At 61.0% G+C, this 17,245-nt stretch carries 13 protein-coding genes; 5 read left to right on the top strand and 8 right to left on the bottom strand.

Annotated elements, in window-relative coordinates:
• From ACX3YD_RS24805 to ACX3YD_RS24785, 5 genes are all read right to left on the bottom strand, one after another.
• Positions 1-1,818, bottom strand: coding sequence for an ABC transporter ATP-binding protein (locus ACX3YD_RS24805; protein ID WP_458961272.1), 1,818 nt, complete (start codon positions 1,816-1,818; stop codon positions 1-3).
• Positions 1,811-2,413 carry a DsbA family protein gene (locus tag ACX3YD_RS24800; RefSeq protein ID WP_178083148.1) on the bottom strand — a complete coding sequence of 201 codons (603 nt, stop codon included), beginning with the start codon at positions 2,411-2,413 and terminating at the stop codon, positions 1,811-1,813. Before ACX3YD_RS24800 ends, ACX3YD_RS24805 begins: the two co-directional genes overlap by 8 nt.
• Before the next feature lie 39 nt (positions 2,414-2,452).
• Positions 2,453-3,394, bottom strand: coding sequence for an oxygen-dependent tRNA uridine(34) hydroxylase TrhO (gene trhO / locus ACX3YD_RS24795; RefSeq protein ID WP_103405726.1), 942 nt, complete (start codon positions 3,392-3,394; stop codon positions 2,453-2,455).
• A 174-nt stretch (positions 3,395-3,568) separates the two neighbouring features.
• Positions 3,569-3,865 (bottom strand): BolA family protein, encoded by a 297-nt coding sequence (locus ACX3YD_RS24790; protein WP_047527075.1) that lies wholly within the window; start codon positions 3,863-3,865, stop codon positions 3,569-3,571.
• 12 nt (positions 3,866-3,877) lie between these two features.
• Positions 3,878-4,402 carry a DUF2059 domain-containing protein gene (locus ACX3YD_RS24785; protein WP_103405727.1) on the bottom strand — a complete coding sequence of 175 codons (525 nt, stop codon included), beginning with the start codon at positions 4,400-4,402 and terminating at the stop codon, positions 3,878-3,880.
• Between the two features lie 192 nt (positions 4,403-4,594).
• Between ACX3YD_RS24785 and ACX3YD_RS24780 the strand changes: the two genes are divergently transcribed.
• A complete protein-coding gene (locus ACX3YD_RS24780) occupies positions 4,595-5,989 on the top strand; it encodes a class II fumarate hydratase (RefSeq protein ID WP_103405728.1) in 1,395 nt (464 codons plus the stop codon).
• A 110-nt stretch (positions 5,990-6,099) separates the two neighbouring features.
• Here the strand turns inward: ACX3YD_RS24780 and ACX3YD_RS24775 are convergent, their stop codons facing one another.
• The 3 genes from ACX3YD_RS24775 to pap form a co-directional block, all read right to left on the bottom strand.
• Positions 6,100-7,059 (bottom strand): DMT family transporter, encoded by a 960-nt coding sequence (locus ACX3YD_RS24775; protein ID WP_103405729.1) that lies wholly within the window; start codon positions 7,057-7,059, stop codon positions 6,100-6,102.
• 134 nt (positions 7,060-7,193) lie between these two features.
• Positions 7,194-8,378, bottom strand: coding sequence for a thiolase family protein (locus ACX3YD_RS24770; RefSeq protein WP_458961271.1), 1,185 nt, complete (start codon positions 8,376-8,378; stop codon positions 7,194-7,196).
• A gap of 102 nt (positions 8,379-8,480) precedes the next feature.
• Complete coding sequence (gene pap / locus ACX3YD_RS24765; protein WP_103405731.1) at positions 8,481-10,004, bottom strand: polyphosphate:AMP phosphotransferase; 1,524 nt, start codon at positions 10,002-10,004, stop codon at positions 8,481-8,483.
• Between the two features lie 211 nt (positions 10,005-10,215).
• Here pap and mnmC point away from each other — a divergent pair, with 211 nt between their 5' ends.
• The 4 genes from mnmC to ACX3YD_RS24745 all read left to right on the top strand — a co-directional run bounded on the left by mnmC (position 10,216) and on the right by ACX3YD_RS24745 (position 17,174).
• On the top strand, positions 10,216-12,201 hold the full coding sequence (mnmC, locus tag ACX3YD_RS24760; protein ID WP_458961270.1) for a bifunctional tRNA (5-methylaminomethyl-2-thiouridine)(34)-methyltransferase MnmD/FAD-dependent 5-carboxymethylaminomethyl-2-thiouridine(34) oxidoreductase MnmC: 1,986 nt from the start codon (positions 10,216-10,218) through the stop codon (positions 12,199-12,201).
• Positions 12,202-12,369: 168 nt separating this feature from the next.
• Positions 12,370-14,142, top strand: a complete 1,773-nt coding sequence (locus tag ACX3YD_RS24755) for an N-acetylglutaminylglutamine amidotransferase (RefSeq protein ID WP_458962080.1) — start codon at positions 12,370-12,372, stop codon at positions 14,140-14,142.
• A gap of 3 nt (positions 14,143-14,145) precedes the next feature.
• Positions 14,146-15,894 carry an N-acetylglutaminylglutamine synthetase gene (gene ngg, locus ACX3YD_RS24750; RefSeq protein WP_458961269.1) on the top strand — a complete coding sequence of 583 codons (1,749 nt, stop codon included), beginning with the start codon at positions 14,146-14,148 and terminating at the stop codon, positions 15,892-15,894.
• 89 nt (positions 15,895-15,983) lie between these two features.
• Positions 15,984-17,174: an osmoprotectant NAGGN system M42 family peptidase gene (locus tag ACX3YD_RS24745; RefSeq protein ID WP_047527064.1), complete on the top strand. Its 1,191-nt coding sequence runs from the start codon at positions 15,984-15,986 to the stop codon at positions 17,172-17,174.
• Positions 17,175-17,245: the final 71 nt, after the last annotated feature.

Genomic DNA, 17,245 nt, shown 5'->3' with positions numbered 1-17,245 from the left:
CTACAACCGCTGCAAATGCCCATATAGCTTGGCATACAGGCCACCATCAGCGATTAACTGCTGATGGTCGCCATCCTCGGCGATTTTCCCGCCATCGAAGACCAGCACTCTGTCGGCTTGTTTCACCGCCGACAGCCGGTGGGCGATGATCAGCGTGGTGCGGTTACTCAGGAACCGTGCCATCGCCTGATGCAGGTTGTATTCGGTGGCAGCATCCAGCGCTGAAGTGGCCTCGTCGAGGATCACCACTTTCGGCTCGGCCAACACCATCCGCGCGATCGCCAGGCGTTGCCGCTGGCCACCGGACAAACGCACGCCGGAGCGCCCGACGATGCTGTCCAGGCCATTGGGCAAGTCACGAATCGTGGCGTGCAACTGCGCGATTTCCAGCGCATGCCAGCAAGCCTCGTCACTGCGTTCACGGCCCATGGTCAGGTTGGCGCGCACGGTGTCGTTGAACAGCGCCGGGTGTTGCAGGACCACGGCGACATTCTCCCGGACAGTCTCCAGACCGATCTCTTGCTGAGTCGAACCGCCGAAACGAATGGTGCCGGCCAGTGGTGTGTACAAGCCCAGCAGCAGTTGCACCAGGGTGCTCTTGCCACCCCCGCTGGCGCCGACGATCGCAACTTTCTCGCCGGGGGCGATGGACAGGTTCATCTGGTTCAGCACCAGTTCGTCGCCGTATCCAAAACTCAAGCCCTGAACCTCGATGCCCACCGTCTCGCGGCCGTTGAACGGATCGACCCCTTTCGGGTACTCCGGCTCATCGGCGCGGGACAGCAGTTCGTTGATTCGCGACAGGGCACCGCCCGCAGCGTAATAGGCGTATTGCAGGTTCAGCAGTTGTTCAACCGGCCCGATCATGAACCACAGGTAGCTGAACACCGCGAGCATCTGGCCGATGGACAGGTCGGAAAACAGCACCGTCAGCATTGCCGCGGCGCGAAAAATATCGATGCCGAACTGGAACAGCAAGCCGCTGGCCCGGTTTGAGGCATCGGTTTTCCACTGGGAGCTCACCGCGTAATCACGGACTTCCCTGGCCCGCAGCCCCAGGCGACCGAGGAAAAAACTCTGACGGTTGCCAGCTCGCACCTCCTGGATCGCATCGAGGGTTTCGGTCAGCGCCTGGGTGAAGCGCGAAGTGCTGTCGTTCTCGAGCTTCTTCAGGTGCTTGACCCGCTTGCCCAACTGCACCGTGGCGTAGATCACCAACGGGTTGAACAACAGAATCAACAGCGCCAGTTTCCAGTGCATCCACATCAGAATGCCCGCGGTCCCCACCAGCGTCAGCAAGGCCACGAGGAAACGACTGAGGGTTTCTCCGACGAACTTGTCCAGGGTGTCCAGGTCAGTGACCAGGTGCGTGGTCACCGTGCCGCTGCCCAGGCTTTCGTATTCCCCCAGCGAAATACGCTTGAGTCGCTCGATCAGCCGGATGCGAATGCGGTAGACAATGTCCTTGGCCAGCGCCGCGAACAACCGCGCCTGCACCACGTTGAACAGTAATGCAGCACAGCGCAGCGTCAGGGTCACCAGCAGCATCAGGCCGATGTAACCCGCAGCCTTCTGCCAGGCATCCGGCAGCGCGTGGTTCATGATTTTCAGCGCAGCGTCACCATGTCCCAGCAACACTTCGTCCACCAGCAATGGCAAGAGCAAGGGGATGGGCACACTGCAAAGCGTCGCCAGCACGGCCACGCCGTTGGCGATCCACAAGGACTTTTTGTGATGAAGCGCCAGACGACGAATTTCCGCCCAGCTCAACCGATCGACACGTTTTACCGTCGCGCTATCGTCGGGCAGATCATGCACAGGCTGCGCGCTCCAGCCAGCGGCCGAGCAGCGGGGAAAGAACACTGAGCGGCTGGTAACCATTGGTCAGCAGCGCCAATTGACCATTTCGCTCAGCCAGCAAGGTCGGGAAACCGGCAATGCCCAGGTCCTGGACCCACGTGAAATCGGCAGCCGTAGCGGCGTGCATATCGGCACGGTCGAAAGCGGCGGCGAACTCGATGCGCGGCAGGCCGGCACGCTCCGCCAGCTCAACCAGAACGCTGGCGTGGGTGACATCACGACCTTCGGCATAAAACGCCTGCTGAATCAGGCCGAGCAGTTTCCACGCACAATCCGGCGCCAGGCTGCGCGCCGTCACCAGTGCCCGACAGGCGGGCTCGGTGTCGTAGACGAATCCATCCGGCAAGGCCCCTTCCCGTTTGAACGGCTGGCCGGTGGCCTCGGTGACCGCCTGCCAATGCTCGAGGATGTAACGCCGCGTGGTCGGTTCAAGCGCCGCGCCACTGCCGGTACGCAAACCGCCCACCACCAGGTGCACGTCCACTCCTGCTGCCTGCGCCTGCTCGACCAGCGCGTTGGCCACCGGGGCAAAGCCCCAGCACCAGGAACACATCGGGTCCATCAAGTAGAGCAGGCGACATGCAGACATGATTCAAGCCTCGGAGGTGATTTGCTTGTAGTTGTAGCCGATCGGGTGAGGCATGTTGCGAGCCTTGGCCAGCTCGATCTGCTTTTGCCGATCGATGGCGCTGCGACGGGTTTTCTCGCTCAGTTTGTCCCAGCAATGCGGGCAACTGATACCGGCCACGTAATGTTCGGATGCACGGTCTTCTACGCTGACCGGCGTACGACAGGCGTGGCACTGATCGTAGTCGCCTTCGCTCAGATCGTGGCGAACGGTCACGCGGTTGTCGAACACGAAGCAATCGCCCTGCCATTTGGTTTCTTCCTGCGGCACCTCTTCGAGGTACTTCAGGATGCCGCCCTTGAGGTGATAGACCTCATCGAAGCCTTCGCTGAGCATATAGCTCGAGGCCTTTTCGCAACGAATGCCGCCGGTGCAGAACATCGCGACCTTCTTGTGCACGGCCGGGTCGAAGTTGGCTTTGATGTAGTCGGGAAATTCGCGAAAACTGGTGGTTTTCGGGTCGATCGCGCCTTCAAAGGTACCGATCGACACTTCATAGTCGTTTCGGGTATCGATCAATAACACTTCCGGATCGCTGATCAGCGCGTTCCAGTCCTGCGGATCAACGTAAGTGCCGACCTTTTTGTTCGGGTCCACACCTTCCACGCCGAGGGTGACGATTTCTTTCTTGAGTTTGACCTTGGTGCGGTAGAACGGCTGCTCGTCGCAATACGACTCTTTATGGTCGATGTCGTCCATGCGCGGGTCGTTCTTGAGCCAGGCCATGAGCCCGTCGATGCCTTCGCGGCTGCCGGACACGGTGCCGTTGATGCCTTCATTGGCGATCAGCAGGGTGCCTTTGATGCCGTTGTCGACCATCGCCTTGAGCAGGGGCTCGCGCAGGTCGACGTAATTTTCCAGGGTGACGAACTTATACAGTGCCGCCACGACAATCTTTTGTGTCATGGGTGATTCTCCAGGTGGCTACCCTCGTAAGGGGTGAACCGGATACGAAAAAAAACGCGCCGGGTGAGCGGCGCGTTGCATATTCTAACAAAAACCGTGTGATTTAGGACGGCGAGATGACGTTGTGGCGAGGGAGCCTGCTCCCTCGCCACAACAGCCCATCAGCCCATCACTTTAATGACTGCCACCTGCACAAGTCGGCGAAGCCGGAGCCGCGTCGATCTGTGCCCACTCTTCTGGCGTGTAGGTATGCAGCGCCAACGCGTGGAACTCGCCCATCAACTCGCCCAGCGTGGCATAGACCTTCTGGTGACGCTTGACGCGATTGAGCCCGGCAAACTGCTCACTGACCACGACAGCCTTGTAATGGGTCTGCAACCCGCGGCTGTGCATATGGCTTTCATCCAGCACCTGCAGATGCTGGGGCTGCAGCAGGCCCAGCGTCGATTCGATGCGTTGTTGCATGGTCATACCAGACTCCGCTTAAGGCTTTTTCTTGGCTGGAGCGGTCGCGTCTTTCGGCGTCAGCTCGGCGGTCATGTCAGCCAGCAGCTTGTTGACCACCGGCACTGCGCTTTCCAGCTTGGCTTGAGTCATCTGGGCCGATTGCTGGGTCAGCTGCGGCATTTTTTCCAGGACTTTCTTGCCCAGTGGCGACTGGTAGAACGCTACCAGGTCCTTGAGTTCGGACTCGGTGAAGTTGCTGGTGTAGAGCTTGACCATGTCCGGCTTGAGCTTGTTCCAGCCGATGGCCTGGTCCAGGGCGGCGTTAGCCTTGGCCTGGTAGGTTTCGAGTACGGCTTTTTTCGATTCCGGGGCTTTGGTTTGCTCGAAGCGTTGAGCGAACATCTGCTGAACTTGCATGTACACCGGAGTGCCCAATTTGTCAGCGTGCGCCAGGGTCAGGAAGGCCTCGGCACTGGCGTTGTGGCTGGCGGTATCGGCAAAAACCTGGCCGCTGGCGCAAACCAGTGCAACCGCGGTACAGATGGCACGAAGACGAGTCATCGAGTTTCCTTTTCTAGCAGGCGAGGTAAAACCCCAAGGACGACCATTCTGCGCCTAAAAAAGTGTGTCACTCAACCCCAAGCCTTGTCGCGCCTGATTTAGAGGGGTTCAATGGGCACAATCCCGACTGATGGAACCACGGCCGTCGATCACGGCCTAAACTGCGCAATCGAACTGACAGGAGTGTGACCGATGAGCCGTATCGAAACCGACAGCCTTGGCCAGGTTGAAGTCCCGGATGAAGCCTACTGGGGCGCTCAGACGCAACGCTCACTGGTTAACTTTGCCATTGGCACCGAACGCATGCCGCTGGCCGTGCTCCATGGCCTGGCGCTGATCAAGAAAGCGGCCGCCCGGGTCAACGACCGCAATGGCGATTTGCCCGCCAACATCGCCCGATTGATCGAACAAGCAGCCGATGAAGTGCTCGACGGCAGCCATGACGATCAGTTTCCCCTGGTGGTCTGGCAAACCGGTAGCGGTACCCAGAGCAACATGAACGTCAACGAAGTGATCGCCGGGCGCGCCAACGAGCTGGCCGGCAACCCGCGCGGCGGAAAGTCGCCTGTGCACCCCAACGATCACGTCAATCGCTCCCAGAGCTCCAACGACTGCTTCCCCACCGCCATGCACATTGCTGCGGCCCAGGCCGTGCAACATCATCTGCTGCCGGCGATCAACGAATTGTCGGGCGGCCTGGCCGAGCTGGCAGCGCGCCACATGAAGCTGGTCAAGACCGGCCGCACGCACATGATGGACGCGACGCCGATTACCTTCGGCCAGGAAATCTCGGCATTCATCGCGCAACTGGATTACGCCGAACGAGCGATCCGCAGCGCGCTGCCGGCGGTTTGCGAACTGGCCCAGGGCGGTACCGCGGTAGGTACCGGGTTGAATTCGCCCCACGGTTTCGGTGAGGCCATCGCAGCAGAGCTGGCCGCGCTTTCCGGCCTGCCGTTCGTCACCGCGCCCAACAAATTCGCCGCGCTGGCCGGCCACGAGCCGCTGACCACGCTGTCCGGCGCGTTGAAAACCCTCGCCGTGACGCTGATGAAAATCGCCAACGACTTGCGCCTGCTGGGTTCGGGGCCACGTGCCGGATTGGCCGAGGTAAAACTGCCGGCCAACGAACCGGGGAGCTCGATCATGCCCGGCAAGGTCAACCCGACCCAATGCGAAGCGTTGTCGATGCTGGCCTGTCAGGTGCTGGGCAACGACGTCACCATCGGTTTCGCCGCGAGTCAGGGGCATTTGCAACTGAACGTGTTCAAACCGGTGATCATCCACAATTTGCTGCAATCGATCCGTCTGTTGGGCGACGGCTGCAGCAACTTCCAGCAGCATTGCATCGCCGGCCTGGAGCCGGATGCCGAGAAAATGGCGGAACACCTGGAACAGGGGTTGATGCTGGTGACCGCGCTGAACCCGCACATCGGCTACGACAAATCGGCGGAAATTGCCAAGAAAGCCTACGCGCAAGGGCTGACACTGCGTGAGGCAGCCATTGAGCTGGGGTATCTGACCGATGAACAGTTCGACGCGTGGGTGCGGCCGGAGAACATGCTGGAGGCTGGCGCCAAGGGCTGAGCCTTATAGCGCCTGAGAGTCCGAAATCGCGGGCAAGCCTGCCCCCACATTGAACAGTGCACGCGGTCAAATGTGGGGGCAAGCCTGCTCGCGATGAACGATAACGCTAATCAGCTTGCTGCCATCCGCACTTTCCGTGCCTTGAGTCCCGCAATCAGAGAAGGCCCCAACGCCACCAACGCCGACCCCAGCACCACCAGCACCGCCCCGCCATAGCCCAGGCCATTGATCGTCTCGGCATGCACGTACTCGGGCCACCACAAGGCCGCCAGGGCCACGGCACCGAAGGTCACCAGAGGTGTAATCGCCAGGGTCGCACTGACCCGGGATGCTTCCCAATGGGCCAACGCTTCGGCAAAGGCGCCGTAGGCAATCAGGGTGTTCATGCAGCAGGCCAGCAGCAGCCAGCCTTGCAGTGGGTTCAATTGCAGCGCTTCGAGCGGATGCACCCACGGCGTCAGCAATAATCCGCAGAACAGGTAGATCACCATCATCACCTGCAACGAATTCCACACCGTCAGCAACTGCTTTTGCCCCAGCGCATAAAAGGTCCAGACCGTGGACGCCAGCAGCACCATCAGCACGCCGGCGGTGTAATCGGTCAAGGAGGTCAGCAGCTCACTCAAGCGTTGATTGAAAAACAGGGCGAACCCGACCAGCAGCACCAGCAAACCAATCCCCTGCCCCAGGCTGAAGCGCTCCTTGAACACGAACACACTGGCGATCAGCAACATGATCGGCCCCATCTGCACCACCAGTTGCGCGGTGCCGGGGCTGAGCAGGTTCAGGCCCATCAAATACAACACGTAGTTGCCCACCAGACCGAGCACCGCCATCAACACCAGCCAACCACCGCGAGGGCCGAGCGCTCGGCGACTGGGCAAACGCCGGGTCGCCGCCAGGTAGATGAACAGGCAGCCACCGGACACCATCAGGCGAAACCAGGTCACCGTGACCGGGTCCATCACCAGCAATACCTGCTTGAGCTTGATCGGCAGGATTCCCCACAGCAACGCGGTCAACAAGGCCAGGAACAGACCGTAAACCCAGCGACCTGATGAAATGTGCATGTGATCCCCAGCGCGAACGTTCAAGAACTCTCATTCTAGGCGCACCCTCGTGTGACACACAGGGACAGTTTGCGTCTGGCCGCTAATGAAACTGTGCAGGTCGCATCATGGATTTGACGGCCAGCCCAAGCTGTTTAACGCACGGCCTCGAACAATCCGGTAGCCCCCATCCCGCCGCCCACGCACATGGTGACGATGCCGTAACGCAGGTGACGTCGCTGCAACTCGCGAACGAGGTGACCCACCTGACGCGATCCGGTCATACCGAAGGGATGGCCGATGGAAATCGAGCCGCCATTGACGTTGTATTTGTCGTTATCGATTTCCAGGCGATTACGCGCGTACAGACACTGCGAGGCGAACGCTTCATTGAGCTCCCACAGGTCGATGTCGGCGATCCGCAAGCCTTTTGCCTTGAGCAGCTTGGGCACCGAAAACACCGGGCCAATGCCCATTTCATCCGGCGCGCATCCGGCCACGGCAAAACCCCGGAAGAACGCTTTCGGCTTGAGCCCCAGTTCAAGGGCCTTTTCCAGGCTCATTACCAGGGTCATGGACGCTCCGTCGGACAACTGTGAAGAGTTGCCGGCCGTCACCGAGCCGTCCTCGGCAAACACCGGGTTCAGACCGGCCAGACTTTGCAGCGTGGTGTCGGGGCGGTTGCAGTCATCGCGATCTACCACCCCCTCAACGATCTGCACCTGCCCTGTGGCTTTGTCTTCAACGCGGTATTTCACCGCCATCGGCACGATTTCATCGTCGAACAGCCCGGCGACCTGGGCCTGAGCCGTACGTTGCTGGCTTTGCAGGGCATAAAGGTCCTGCTCTTCGCGGCTGACGCTGTAACGGCGAGCGACGATTTCCGCAGTCTGGCCCATCGGAAAATAGATACCCGGCACCTGCTCCTTGAGCAGCGGATTGATCAGGTTGTCCGTGTTGACGCTTTTCATGGTCAGGCTGATCGACTCGACGCCACCGGCCACGATGATATCGCTGCAGCCCGAAGCGATCTGGTTGGCGGCGATGGCGATCGCCTGCAAGCCCGACGAACAGAAGCGGTTGAGGGTCATGCCGGCGGTGCCGATACCCAGTTGCGACAGCACGGCGACATTGCGACCGATGTTGTAGCCCTGGGCACCTTCGTTGGAACCGGCGCCGACGATGCAATCCTCGACGCTGGCCGGGTCGATACCCGTGCGCTTCAACAAGGCGTTGACACAGTGAGCCGCCATGTCGTCAGGACGGGTCATGTTGAATTTGCCGCGAAAGGATTTGGCCAGGCCAGTCCGCACGCTGTCGACGATCACCACTTCACGCATGGCATACCTCATTGTTGTTGTCGGTTGAGAGTGAGCCGAGCATAAGCTCACTCAATTACCGACCGCGACAATCATTCACCTCGCGTATGCGTAACCATCGGTTCATTTCTTGCCTTTCTGTGCCTTGCGTTCATGTCTGTCGGACTTTTCGAATGCTTGCTCCAGTGCCAGGTTGATGGTGCGCAAGACCTTCACTCGCGCCCAGCGCTTGTCATTGGCTTCCACCAGGGTCCAGGGCGAAATCTCGGTACTGGTGCGGTCGACCATGTCGCCGACGGCGCCGCGGTAGTCATCCCATTTATCGCGATTGCGCCAGTCATCCTCGGTGATCTTGAAGCGCTTGAAGGGGATATTCTCGCGCGCCTGGAAACGCTCCATTTGTGTTTGCTTATCGATGGCCAACCAGAACTTGACCACGATCACGCCGGCATCGGCGATCTGCTCTTCGAAATCGTTGATTTCGCTGTAGGCGCGCAACCAGTCGGCCGGGCTGCAGAAGCCTTCGATGCGCTCCACCAGCACCCGGCCATACCAGGAGCGGTCGAACACGGTGAACTTTCCCCGGGCCGGAAGATGCCGCCAGAAACGCCAGAGATACGGCTGTGCCCTCTCCTCTTCGGTCGGCGCGGCAATTGGCACGATGTCGTACTGGCGCGGATCGAGCGCCGCGGCAACCCGGCGGATCGCCCCGCCCTTGCCCGCCGCGTCATTGCCTTCGAACACCGCTACCAGTGCATGGCGCCGCATGCGCTTGTCACGCATCAGCCCGGAAAACCGCGCCTGTTCGGTGATCAATTGCTCTTCATAATCTTCTTTTTCCAGGTGCAACGTCAGGTCAAGGCTATCGAGCAAGTTCACCTGATCGACACTGACGGGCAATGGCGCGGCACTGACTTTGGCGGGGTGGATCGTCGGCCGGCTCAGGGCGCCTTGCAGGCCTTCGAGCAAAATCCTGCCCACCGCCAGGCTGCGATAGCGCGGATCCATCCCGGCGATCACATGCCATGGCGCGTAATCACGGCTGGTGCGGCGCAGAACGCGCTCGCCATATTTCACAAACTTGTCGTAAGTCTGCGATTGCTGCCAGTCCAGTGGACTGATGCGCCAGCTGTGCAGCGGGTCATCGGCCAAGGCCTTGAGACGATCCTTCATTTGCTTCTTGGAGAGGTGGAACCAGAACTTGAAGATCAAGGCGCCTTCATCGCACAGCATCTTCTCCAGACGCTCGGCACCATTGATGCCTTGATCCAGTCGAGCGTTCTTGAACGCGCCATGCACCCGCCCCTGCAGCATCTGGCTGTACCAGTTGCCAAAGAAGACCCCCATGCGCCCCTTGGCCGGGAGCATCCGCCAGTAGCGCCAGGCCGGTGGTCGCGCCAGTTCTTCGTCGGTTTGCTGATCGAAGGTGCGAACCTCGATCAGGCGCGGGTCCATCCATTCGTTGAGTAATTTGACCGTCTCGCCCTTGCCGGCGCCTTCAATACCGTTGATTAAAATGATCACCGGAAAACGCTTTTGCTGCTGCAACTCGAATTGCGCTTCGAGCAAGGCTTCACGCAGGGCCGGCACTTCAGTGTCATAGGTTTCTTTGTCGATCACGTGATCGATTTCAGCAGATTCGAACATGAATGGCTCCCTTCCAGATGTGATCAAGACTAGCGGATTGGACTAGAGGCCAACCGAGAATTTCCGCGCGATCCATTTTTGTGGTGAGGGGGCTTGCCCCTCGCCACAAAACAGCGATTTTCCCTGACAGCTGTAACGCGGCAATTGCCATGGATCAAGCACCCCGCCCACGATGGGCTAGAATGGCCGCCTTGCCGTTGCCGAGCCTGCCATGAAACCTGTAATGCCCCACGCCCAACTCGACTGGGACGACCAAGGTCGCCCGTATTCGCGAGTGTTCGACGATGTGTATTTCTCCGACAAGTCGGGGCTGGACGAAACCCGCTATGTGTTCATCGAACAGAACCGCCTGGCGGAACGCTTTGCCGCGTTGCCCCGGAATGGTCGCCTGGTGATTGGCGAGACCGGTTTCGGCACCGGGCTGAATTTTTTGTGTGCCTGGCAGGTGTTCGAGCAACACGCGGCGACTGATGCCCGATTGCATTTTGTCAGTGTCGAAAAATACCCCTTGAGCCCGGCCGATCTGCAACGGGCCCTGGCACTGTGGCCAGAGCTCAAACCCCTTGCCGATCAATTGCTGGGGCAATACGTGGCGATCCATCAAGGGTTCCAGCGCCTGACACTGGCCAATGGCCGGGTGACCCTGACGCTGCTCATCGGCGATGCACTGGAGCAGTTGCCGCAACTGGACGCCCGGATCGACGCCTGGTTTCTCGATGGCTTTGCTCCGGCGAAAAACCCCGACATGTGGACCGCTGAACTGTTCGCCGAACTGGCACGCCTGGCTGCCCCGGGCTCGACCATCAGCACCTTCACCAGCACCGGTTGGGTCCGCCGCCTGCTCAATGCCGCCGGCTTTAAAATGAAACGCACACCCGGCATCGGCCACAAGTGGGAAATTCTGCGCGGCGAGTTCCTTGGCTGGCCCCACGAGGTTGCCGCTCCGGCGCCGGACAAGCCATGGTTTGCCCGACCTGCCGCGCTGACCGGTGAACGCCGCGCCCTGGTGATCGGCGCCGGGCTGGCCGGTTGCGCCAGTGCCGCCAGTCTCGCTGCACGGGGCTGGCAGGTGAGCGTGCTGGAGCGACACAAGGATGTCGCACAGGAGGCTTCGGGCAATCCGCAAGGTGTGCTTTACCTCAAGCTATCGGCCCATGGCACGACGTTGTCGCAAATGATCGTCAGTGGTTTCGGCTACACCCGGCGCCAGCTCGAACACTTGCAAAGAAACACCGACTGGGACGATTGCGGCGTGCTGCAACTGGCGTTCAACGCCAAGGAAGCCGAACGTCAGTTGCAACTGGCCGAGGCCTTTCCCGCGGACCTGCTGCACCTGCTGGATCAGCCCCAGGCCCAAGCCCTGGCCGGTATCGGTCTGGCGCAGGGCGGCCTGTACTACCCGGAAGGTGGCTGGGTCCATCCGCCGGCGCTGTGCCAATGGCAGATGACGCATCCGCAGATTCAATTGCTCGCGCATCACGATGCCCTGCAATTGCGCAGGGTCGATGGCGAGTGGCAGGCCTGGGACGGCGAGCAGTTGCTTGCCTGTGCACCGGTGGTGGTGCTGGCCGGCGCTGCCGAGATCCAGCGCTTCCCCCAAACCGCCGGACTGCCGCTCAAGCGCATTCGCGGACAAATCACTCGCCTGCCGCAAACCCCGCAGAGCCAGGCCCTGAACACGGTGGTTTGTGCTGAAGGCTATGTTGCCCCGGCGCGTCTGGGCGAGCATACCCTGGGGGCCAGTTTCGACTTCAAGAGCGATGACCTGACGCCGACCACAGCCGAGCACTTGGGCAATCTGACCATGCTCGAAGAGATCTCCCACGATCTGGTCACGCGTCTGCAGATCGACAAACGGGACCCCGAAAGCCTACAGGGTCGCGCCGCCTTTCGCTGCACCAGCCCCGACTATCTGCCGATCGTCGGCCCCCTGGCAGACAGCGATGCATTTACCCAGGCCTATGCCGCGCTGAGCAAGGACGCCCGACAGGTGCCGGACGTCGAATGCCCGTGGCTGGACAGCTTGTACATCAATAGCGGCCACGGCTCGCGCGGCTTGATCACCGCACCGCTGTCCGGGGAACTGCTGGCGGCCTGGCTGGATGATGAACCCCTGCCACTGCCCAGAAGCGTGGCTGAAGCCTGTCATCCCAACCGGTTTGCCTTGCGCCGCCTGATTCGCCGAACCAACGCCTGACGCAGCCCCTTGCGGTCGGATGACGTTCAGCCAAACGGCGGCCCATCCGGCCCTTATAACTTATCGGTCTAAAACTCCGGGGATTCAGCCGGGTCAGTTTTTGAGTACCCGCCATTTTGGCGCGGTAATCGAATGACCCTCCCCAACGGAAAAACCGGTAAGGAATTTATGTGCGGATTAGCTGGCGAGTTACGTTTTGACAATCAACCTGCAGACCTCGCAGCGGTTGAACGAATCACCCATCACCTGGCGCCTCGCGGCCCCGACGCCTGGGGTTTTCACAGTCAAGGGCCGATAGCCCTGGGCCATCGCCGCCTGAAAATCATGGACCTGTCGAACGGTTCGGCGCAGCCGATGATCGATCATCAACTGGGCCTGTCCCTGGCCTTCAACGGCGCGATCTACAACTTCCCCGAACTGCGTATCGAACTGGAAAGCCTCGGCTACGCCTTCTATTCCGGTGGCGACACCGAAGTGCTGCTCAAGGGTTTTCACGCCTGGGGCGAGGCATTGCTGCCCAAACTCAACGGCATGTTTGCCTTCGCCATTTGGGAGCGCGACACCCGACGCCTGTTCATCGCCCGCGACCGGCTCGGGGTGAAACCGCTGTACCTGTCGCGCACCGGCCAGCGCCTGCGCTTTGCCTCGTCCCTGCCGGCGTTGCTCAAGGGCGGCGACATCAACCCGATCCTCGATCCGGTCGCGCTCAATCACTATCTGAACTTCCACGCCGTGGTACCGGCACCGCGAACCTTGCTGGCGGGCATCGAAAAACTGCCGCCGGCCACCTGGATGCGTGTCGAAGCCAATGGCAGCACCGAGCAGAAAACCTGGTGGACCCTGCCCTACGGCCCACACGCCGATGAGATGAATCTGACGCTCGAAGACTGGACCGACCGGGTGCTCGACAGCACGCGTGACGCCGTGGCGATCCGTCAGCGTGCGGCGGTAGACGTTGGCGTGTTGCTGTCCGGCGGTGTCGATTCGAGCCTGCTGGTCGGTCTGTTGCGTGAAGTCGGCGTGGAAAACCTGTCCACGTTCTCCATCGGTTTCCAGGACGCCGGCGGTGAGCGTGGCGACGAGTTCCAGTATTCGGATCTGATCGCCAAACACTACGGCACTCGCCACCATCAACTGCGTATCGACGAAAAAGAAATCATTGAGCAGTTGCCCGCCGCGTTCCGCGCCATGAGCGAACCGATGGTCAGTCATGACTGCATCGCCTTCTATCTGCTGTCACGGGAAGTGGCCAGGCACTGCAAAGTGGTGCAAAGCGGCCAGGGCGCCGACGAACTGTTCGCCGGCTATCACTGGTACCCGCAGGTGGACGGCGCACGCGACCCGTATGCCGCCTATCGCGAGGCGTTTTTCGATCGCAGCTACGACGAATACGCCGCCACTGTTCAGCCCAAATGGCTGACGGCCAACGACGCCGCAGGCGACTTCGTGAAGGAACATTTCGCACAGCCCGCTGCGGACGCTGCAGTGGACAAAGCCCTGCGCCTGGACAGCACGGTGATGCTGGTGGATGACCCGGTCAAACGCGTCGACAACATGACCATGGCCTGGGGCCTGGAAGCGCGAACGCCGTTTCTCGACTATCGCCTGGTGGAGTTGTCGGCCCGGGTGCCGGGTCAATACAAATTGCCGGATGGCGGCAAGCAAGTGTTGAAGGAAGCCGCGCGCCGGGTGATTCCGAGCGAGGTGATCGACCGCAAGAAAGGTTACTTCCCGGTACCGGGTCTCAAGCATTTGCAAGGCGACACGCTGAACTGGGTCCGCGAACTGCTGCTCGATCCCAGTCAGGATCGCGGTCTGTTCAAGCCCGCCATGCTCGACCGCCTGCTGACCGATCCGCAGGGGCAGTTGACCCCGCTGCGCGGTTCCAAGCTGTGGCAACTGGCGGCCCTGAACCTGTGGCTCAGCGAACAAGGAATCTGATCGATGAAACCTCACGCCACGGCCATCAACCAACGCTTGTTGCGCGGCCAGACACCCTCGTACGAACGCTTGCAGGCGCGCCTGGCCGAAGACGGCAGCCAGTTGGGGGCCGCGCCAATTGCCGTCCATTGCGGCTGGGGCCGGTTACTGATCGGCCACACCTTTGCCGATGCGGCCAGCCTTGCCCAAGAGTTACTCAACGAGCAGCCCGGCGAACGCGATATCGCCCTGTACGTCGCCGCGCCGCAACAAGTGCTGGGACTGGAACCGACCCAGTTATTTCTCGATCCCTCCGACACCTTGCGCCTGTGGTTCAGCGATTACCGTCAGGCCACCCGGGTATTTCGCGGCTTTCGCATCCGCCGTGCCCAAAGTGAAGCGGACTGGAACGCGATCAATCAGCTGTACCAGGCGCGGGGCATGCTGCCGATCGATGCCACGTTGCTGACGCCACGGGGCTCGGGCGGGCCGGTGTACTGGCTGGCCGAAGACGAGGACAGCGGCGCGGTGATTGGCAGCGTCATGGGGCTGAATCATCACAAAGCCTTCAATGATCCGGAAAACGGCAGCAGCCTCTGGTGCCTGGCGGTCGATCCGCATTGCTCGCGACCGGGGGTCGGCGAAGTGCTGGTACGGCACCTGATCGAACACTTCATGAGTCGCGGCCTGAGCTACCTCGACCTGTCGGTGCTGCACGACAATCGGCAGGCGAAGAACCTCTACGCCAAGCTCGGTTTTCGCAACCTCTCGACGTTCGCCATCAAGCGCAAGAACGGGATCAACCAGCCGTTGTTCCTCGGCCCGGGCCCCGAGGCGCCGTTCAATCCCTATGCGCGGATCATCGTCGAGGAAGCCCATCGGCGCGGCATTGATGTGCAAGTCGATGACGCCGATGCCGGGATGTTCACCCTCAGCCATGGCGGGCGCCGGGTGCGTTGTCGCGAGTCCCTCAGCGATCTGACCAGCGCCATCAGCATGAGCCTGTGCCAGGACAAAAGCCTGACCCACAAAACACTCAAGAACGCGGGCCTGAACCTGCCGGCGCAGCAACTGGCCGGCAATGCCGATGACAACCTGGCGTTTCTCGACGAGTACCATCGGGTGGTAGTCAAACCCCTGAACGGTGAACAGGGGCAAGGTGTAGCGGTGGATTTGCAGACCATTGAAGACGTCCAGCACGCCATCGAAGCCGCTCGCCGCTTCGACAGTCACGTGCTGCTGGAAAGCTTCCACGAAGGCCTTGATCTAAGGATTCTGGTAATCGGCTTTGAAGTGGTCGCCGCCGCGATTCGTCGACCGGCCGAAGTGGTTGGCGATGGCCAGCATTCCATCGGCGCGTTGATCGAAGCCCAGAGCCGACGCCGACAGGCCGCCACGGACGGTGAAAGCAAAATCCCGCTGGATGCGGAAACCCAACGCACCTTGCAGGCCGCCGGCTACGACTACAGCAGCATTCTGCCGGCGGGCGAGCACTTGTTCGTACGGCGTACAGCGAATCTTCACACCGGCGGGATTCTCGAAGACGTCACCGCGATTCTGCACCCGACACTGGCGGATGCCGCCGTGCGTGCCGCGCGGGCGCTGGATATTCCCGTGGTCGGCCTCGACCTGATGGTGAGTGCCGCCGATCAACCGGAGTATGTCTTCATCGAAGCCAATGAGCGGGCCGGACTGGCCAACCATGAGCCACAGCCGACGGCTGAACGCTTTGTGGATCTGTTGTTTCCCCATAGTCAGCCGATCGTTTCCTAGCCACGTAGTGCCTGGGCGGCCGCCTTCGCTGGAAACAAAATTCCTCCTCATCGAAACCATCGATGTGCTCAACCCCATCAGGAGTTTCCATGACCATCAAATACCCGGAACCCGATCTGACCTACCTGCAAAAAGTCCTGCTGGAAATGCTCGCCATTCCCAGCCCTACCGGGTTCACCGACACCATCGTGCGCTATGTCGCCGAACGCCTTGAAGAGCTGGGCATTCCCTTCGAAATGACCCGCCGCGGCACCATTCGCGCCACGCTCAAGGGCAAGAAGAACAGCCCGGATCGCGCCGTTTCCGCGCACCTGGACACCATTGGCGCGGCCGTGCGCGCCGTCAAGGACAACGGCCGACTGACCCTGGCGCCTGTGGGATGCTGGTCGAGCCGGTTCGCCGAAGGCAGTCGCGTCAGCCTGTTTACCGACAACGGAGTAATCCGAGGCAGCGTATTGCCGTTGATGGCGTCGGGACATGCGTTCAACACGGCGGTGGATGAAATGCCGATCAGTTGGGATCACATCGAATTGCGCCTGGATGCCTACTGCACCACCCGCGCCGATTGCGATTCGCTGGGCATCAGTGTCGGCGATTTCGTCGCCTTCGACCCGCTGCCGGAGTTCACCGAAAGCGGCCACATCAGCGCTCGCCACCTCGACGACAAGGCCGGTGTGGCGGCGCTGCTGGCGGCGTTGAAAGCGATCGTCGACAGCGGTGAGGAATTGCTGATCGACTGTCATCCACTGTTCACCATCACCGAGGAAACCGGCAGCGGCGCGGCGGCGGCACTGCCTTGGGACGTCAGCGAGTTCGTCGGCATCGACATCGCGCCGGTCGCCCCCGGCCAGCACTCCAGCGAACATGCAGTGAGTGTGGCGATGCAGGATTCCGGCGGGCCGTATGACTATCACTTGTCACGGCATCTGCTGCGCCTGGCCAGTGACAACGAGTTGCCGGTACGCCGCGATCTGTTCCGTTACTACTTCAGCGATGCTCACTCGGCCGTGACCGCCGGCCATGACATCCGCACCGCCCTGCTCGCTTTCGGCTGCGACGCCACCCACGGCTACGAACGCACCCACATCGACAGCCTCGCGGCCCTCAGTCGCCTGCTCGGCGCCTATATCCTCAGCCCGCCGGTGTTCGCCAGCGATGCGCAACCGGCCAAGGGTTCGCTGGACCGCTTCAGTCACCAGATCGAACACGAAACGCAGATGGAAAGCGACACGCGAGTGCCGTCCGTGGATAGCCTCCTGGGCCAACGCAACAATAGCTAAGCCGGTATTCCGCTGACCGGTCTACCGTCATCGCCAGCAGGCTGGCTCCCGCTGGGTTCTGCACTTAACTG

The organism is Pseudomonas fluorescens group sp. PF-1, assembly GCF_054481335.1.
This window is presented reverse-complemented; position numbering and strand designations above follow the sequence as displayed.

What these genes read in the sequence shown, in the direction of transcription:
- ACX3YD_RS24800 (WP_178083148.1), bottom strand. Translation starts at nt 2,413, where the DNA reads ATGTGTTCCTGGTGCTGGGGCTTTGCCCCGGTGGCCAACGCGCTGGTC.
- ACX3YD_RS24790 (WP_047527075.1), bottom strand. Translation starts at nt 3,865, where the DNA reads ATGACCATGCAACAACGCATCGAATCGACGCTGGGCCTGCTGCAGCCC.
- ACX3YD_RS24775 (WP_103405729.1), bottom strand. Translation starts at nt 7,059, where the DNA reads ATGCACATTTCATCAGGTCGCTGGGTTTACGGTCTGTTCCTGGCCTTG.
- trhO (WP_103405726.1), bottom strand. Translation starts at nt 3,394, where the DNA reads ATGACACAAAAGATTGTCGTGGCGGCACTGTATAAGTTCGTCACCCTG.
- ACX3YD_RS24770 (WP_458961271.1), bottom strand. Translation starts at nt 8,378, where the DNA reads ATGCGTGAAGTGGTGATCGTCGACAGCGTGCGGACTGGCCTGGCCAAA.
- mnmC (WP_458961270.1), top strand. Translation starts at nt 10,216, where the DNA reads ATGAAACCTGTAATGCCCCACGCCCAACTCGACTGGGACGACCAAGGT.
- ngg (WP_458961269.1), top strand. Translation starts at nt 14,146, where the DNA reads ATGAAACCTCACGCCACGGCCATCAACCAACGCTTGTTGCGCGGCCAG.
- ACX3YD_RS24780 (WP_103405728.1), top strand. Translation starts at nt 4,595, where the DNA reads ATGAGCCGTATCGAAACCGACAGCCTTGGCCAGGTTGAAGTCCCGGAT.
- pap (WP_103405731.1), bottom strand. Translation starts at nt 10,004, where the DNA reads ATGTTCGAATCTGCTGAAATCGATCACGTGATCGACAAAGAAACCTAT.
- ACX3YD_RS24755 (WP_458962080.1), top strand. Translation starts at nt 12,370, where the DNA reads ATGTGCGGATTAGCTGGCGAGTTACGTTTTGACAATCAACCTGCAGAC.
- ACX3YD_RS24745 (WP_047527064.1), top strand. Translation starts at nt 15,984, where the DNA reads ATGACCATCAAATACCCGGAACCCGATCTGACCTACCTGCAAAAAGTC.
- ACX3YD_RS24785 (WP_103405727.1), bottom strand. Translation starts at nt 4,402, where the DNA reads ATGACTCGTCTTCGTGCCATCTGTACCGCGGTTGCACTGGTTTGCGCC.